Below are 3,011 nucleotides of genomic sequence, written 5' to 3' on the forward strand. Positions count from 1 at the left end.
GTCTTTTGGGTCGCTATAGCAGCCCAAAAGACTCACGGCCCCGAGGCCACGCCGAGCATCCGTCCCAGCCGGAATGGGCGCGGGTTTCAGAGGCGGGTGATGACGTCGAAGTCGTAGCCGTCGGCCACCGCCAGGTGGACGTGCTGGGCCGCTTGGTGGCCGTGGAACTCGACGGTGCCGCGTGGGCCTTGATAGGCGGTTCCGTCGATGGCGGCGTTGAACTCCGTCAGGCGGGCCGAGCCCGCTCGCCGCGCCAGCTTCGCCAACGTGCGCAGGCCCTCGTAGCAGGATTCGGCGGCGTTGTTCAGCGGCGGCGCCGCCGGGCCGTGCAGCCGGGTGTACGCGCCGAGCAGGTCCATCGCGTCCGCGGTGGCCAGCGACCGGAAGTACCCCGCCGAGACGAACAGGTTCCGGGTCGCATCCGCGCCGCTGGCCAGCAGCATGCTCTCCTCCATCAGCGGGCTGAAGCGCACCAGGCGATCGTGCAGGCCCTGCGCGGCGAAGGCGCGGTTGAACCGCACGGCGTCCTGGCCGACGAGCAGCATCAGCACGCCGTCGCACGAGGCGTCGGCCAGCTGCCGGGTCACCCGCCGCATGTCGCCGGTGCCCAGGCTGACGAAGGTCTCGCCGACGATCCGCAGGTCCAGCTCGCGGGCGAAGGCGCGGACCGCGGCGGTCGAACCGCGCGGCCAGACGTAGTCGTCGCCGACCACGAACCAGCGGCGCACGCCGGCGTTGTCGCGCAGCCACCGCAGGGCCGGGGCGATCTGGAAGCGCGGCGTCTCGCCGGAGCAGAAGATCCCGGCGCGCCGCTCGCCGCCCTCGTAGAGCGAGGTGTAGACGTAGGGCACGCGGTCGGCCACGACCGGCGCGATCGCGTGCCGCACCGAGGAGATGTGCCAGCCGGTGACCGCGTCGATCGCCCCGTCCGCGACCAGCCTGCGGACCTCCGCGGCGACCTCGTGCGGCGGCGCGCCGCCGTCCACGACCTGCACGGCCACCTCGCGGCCGAAGATCCCGCCGGCGTCGTTGAGCTCCTGCACCGCTAGTTCGGTGATCGCCTCGCAGGACGGGCCGAACAGACCGGCCGGGCCGCGCAGCGGGATCACCATGCCCACGCGCCACCGCGCGGCGCGCTCGCGCACCGCTGAGCCGAATGCCATTTGCGGCTCCGAAAATGGCGAGAGTCTCGATCGCTTCCAGGTGGAAGTCTTACGATTCTCGTGGGGGAGCGCAAGAGTGAGGATGCGGGGAGCATGGCAGCAGGTGACGTCGCGGCGGGCCCGCCGCTGACCAGGACGCTGGCCCGGGCGGCGCGCGCGGTGACCGCGAGCGTCGAGCAGGTCGTCCGGCCGGAGGGGCTGACCTTCGACCAGTGGCTGGTGGTGGAAACCCTGGCGGCGGAGGGAAGCCTGGCGATGGCCGAGCTCGGTGAGCGCACCATGATCACCGGCCCGACCCTGACCAGGCTGGTGGACCGGCTGGTCACGACGGCCCTGGTGTACCGGGAGGTGGATCCGGCGGATCGCCGCAAGGTCCTGGTGCACTTGAGCCGCCGCGGCGAGGCGGTGTACCGGGAGGTGGCGCCGAAGGTCGCCGAGGTCGAGCAGCACCTCCTGGGTGGCCTCAAGCGCACCGGGGCGGTGCTCGAAGCCCTGGAGAACATGGCGGAGCGCTGACGAGTCAGCGCGAGCGGGCGAGCCGGAATCCGAGGTCGTCGGTGCGCAAGGTCGGGTGGCTCTTGCGGCGGCACGACGCCCGGCATCCCCGGGGCGGATCGCACCAACCGCCGCCGCGGAACACGCGGTACGGGCCGTAGACCTTGGGATCGTAGACGTCCCAGCACCATTCCCACACGTTGCCGAGCATGTCGTGGAGGCCCCACGCGTTCGGCGCCCTGGTCGCGACCTCGTGCACCTCGCCGCCGGAGTTCCCGCGATACCAGGCGATTTCGCCCAATTCTCCACTGTGGACGCCGGAAGTCCCGGCCCGGCAGGCGTGCTCCCACTCCGCCTCGGTCGGGAGGCGATAGCCGTCGGCGGCCCAGTCGCAGGTCGCGTCCTGCGCGTCGGGGCCGTCGCCGATCGAGTAGCAGGGTTCGAGCCCCGCCGCTTCCGAGAGCAGGTTGCAGAACCGGGCGGCTTCCTGCCAGCAGACCTCGGTCACCGGCGTCCGCGGCCCCGCCGAACTCGCCGGCGCATCGCCGGTAACGGCGCGGTACAGCTCGCGGGTCACCGGATGCGCTGCCAGCCAGAAGTCGCCGACCTCGACCGGCCAGTTCGTCTTCGTGCCCTCGTCCCGCAGGACGATTTCCCCGCCGGGGATGGGGATCATGCGCGGCGTCGATCCGGGACCCGCCGGAAGCTCAGGCATCGCCGCGCTCCCCGGCGAGCAAGCCGTTGTCGCCGTCGAGCACGGCGTCGAGCAGGTGCAGCACCTCGGCGGTGGCGGCGGCACCGCCGAGGATCACGATCTTCATGCGGCTCCGCTCCTCGTCGTGGACGGTCTGGATGCGCAGTGGGTGCGGGGCGCTGTTCGCCTCGGCCAGGACGAGCGTGCCGATGCGGTCGGCCGCGGCGCGGTCGACGCCGTCGATCTGCACGATGCTCGACACCTCCACCGCGGCGCTGGTGGGCCGGGCCGGTGGGGCCTGCGGGTGGCCGGTCAGCGCGTTCAGGTCGGCGCGGGCGATCCGGTACTGCTTGCCGATCCGCACCGCCTTGAGCTGCCCCGAGCGGATGTAGCCGCGCACGGTGCGTACGTGCAGCCCGAGCCGGTCGGCCACCTGCTCAACCGAGTACATTTCTTCCGTCATCAATCCCTAACTTATCCTATATAGGGAACGATAGGGAACTATGACGCACGCCATGACCGGCTGTGACGTGCGTTTGCAACGGGGCCGTGAGTCTTTTGGGCTGCTATAGCGACCCAAAAAACAGACACACACCGCCATGACGACAAAAAAGACCGCCGGGCCGAAGAGGGGGGGGGGGGGTGTGAGACGGCCGGCG

The 3,011-nt window shown here is 71.1% G+C and carries 4 protein-coding genes; 1 reads left to right on the top strand and 3 read right to left on the bottom strand.

Annotated elements, in window-relative coordinates; genetic code table 11:
* Positions 1-86: 86 nt before the first annotated feature.
* The gene (locus tag AB0I53_RS42785; protein WP_358615129.1) at positions 87-1,163 is read right to left on the bottom strand and encodes a substrate-binding domain-containing protein; all 1,077 of its coding nucleotides are present in this window, start codon (positions 1,161-1,163) and stop codon (positions 87-89) included.
* Between the two features lie 93 nt (positions 1,164-1,256).
* On the opposite strand from AB0I53_RS42785, the gene AB0I53_RS42790 reads away from it, so the two are divergent.
* Complete coding sequence (locus AB0I53_RS42790) at positions 1,257-1,679, top strand: MarR family transcriptional regulator (protein ID WP_358615131.1); 423 nt, start codon at positions 1,257-1,259, stop codon at positions 1,677-1,679.
* A 4-nt stretch (positions 1,680-1,683) separates the two neighbouring features.
* Here AB0I53_RS42790 and AB0I53_RS42795 read toward each other — a convergent pair whose 3' ends face one another.
* Both AB0I53_RS42795 and AB0I53_RS42800 read right to left on the bottom strand, forming a co-directional pair.
* Complete coding sequence (locus AB0I53_RS42795) at positions 1,684-2,373, bottom strand: formylglycine-generating enzyme family protein (protein WP_358615133.1); 690 nt, start codon at positions 2,371-2,373, stop codon at positions 1,684-1,686.
* Positions 2,366-2,815 carry a helix-turn-helix domain-containing protein gene (locus AB0I53_RS42800; RefSeq protein ID WP_358615135.1) on the bottom strand — a complete coding sequence of 150 codons (450 nt, stop codon included), beginning with the start codon at positions 2,813-2,815 and terminating at the stop codon, positions 2,366-2,368. The genes AB0I53_RS42795 and AB0I53_RS42800 overlap by 8 nt, the downstream gene beginning before the upstream one ends.
* Positions 2,816-3,011: the final 196 nt, after the last annotated feature.

The sequence above is a fragment of the Saccharopolyspora sp. NPDC050389 genome, assembly GCF_040655595.1.
In the GTDB taxonomy this organism is placed as follows: domain Bacteria; phylum Actinomycetota; class Actinomycetes; order Mycobacteriales; family Pseudonocardiaceae; genus Saccharopolyspora.

Coding starts and splice junctions, on each gene's coding strand:
- AB0I53_RS42785 (WP_358615129.1), bottom strand. CDS start 1,163: ATGGCATTCGGCTCAGCGGTGCGCGAGCGCGCCGCGCGGTGGCGCGTG.
- AB0I53_RS42790 (WP_358615131.1), top strand. CDS start 1,257: ATGGCAGCAGGTGACGTCGCGGCGGGCCCGCCGCTGACCAGGACGCTG.
- AB0I53_RS42800 (WP_358615135.1), bottom strand. CDS start 2,815: ATGACGGAAGAAATGTACTCGGTTGAGCAGGTGGCCGACCGGCTCGGG.
- AB0I53_RS42795 (WP_358615133.1), bottom strand. CDS start 2,373: ATGCCTGAGCTTCCGGCGGGTCCCGGATCGACGCCGCGCATGATCCCC.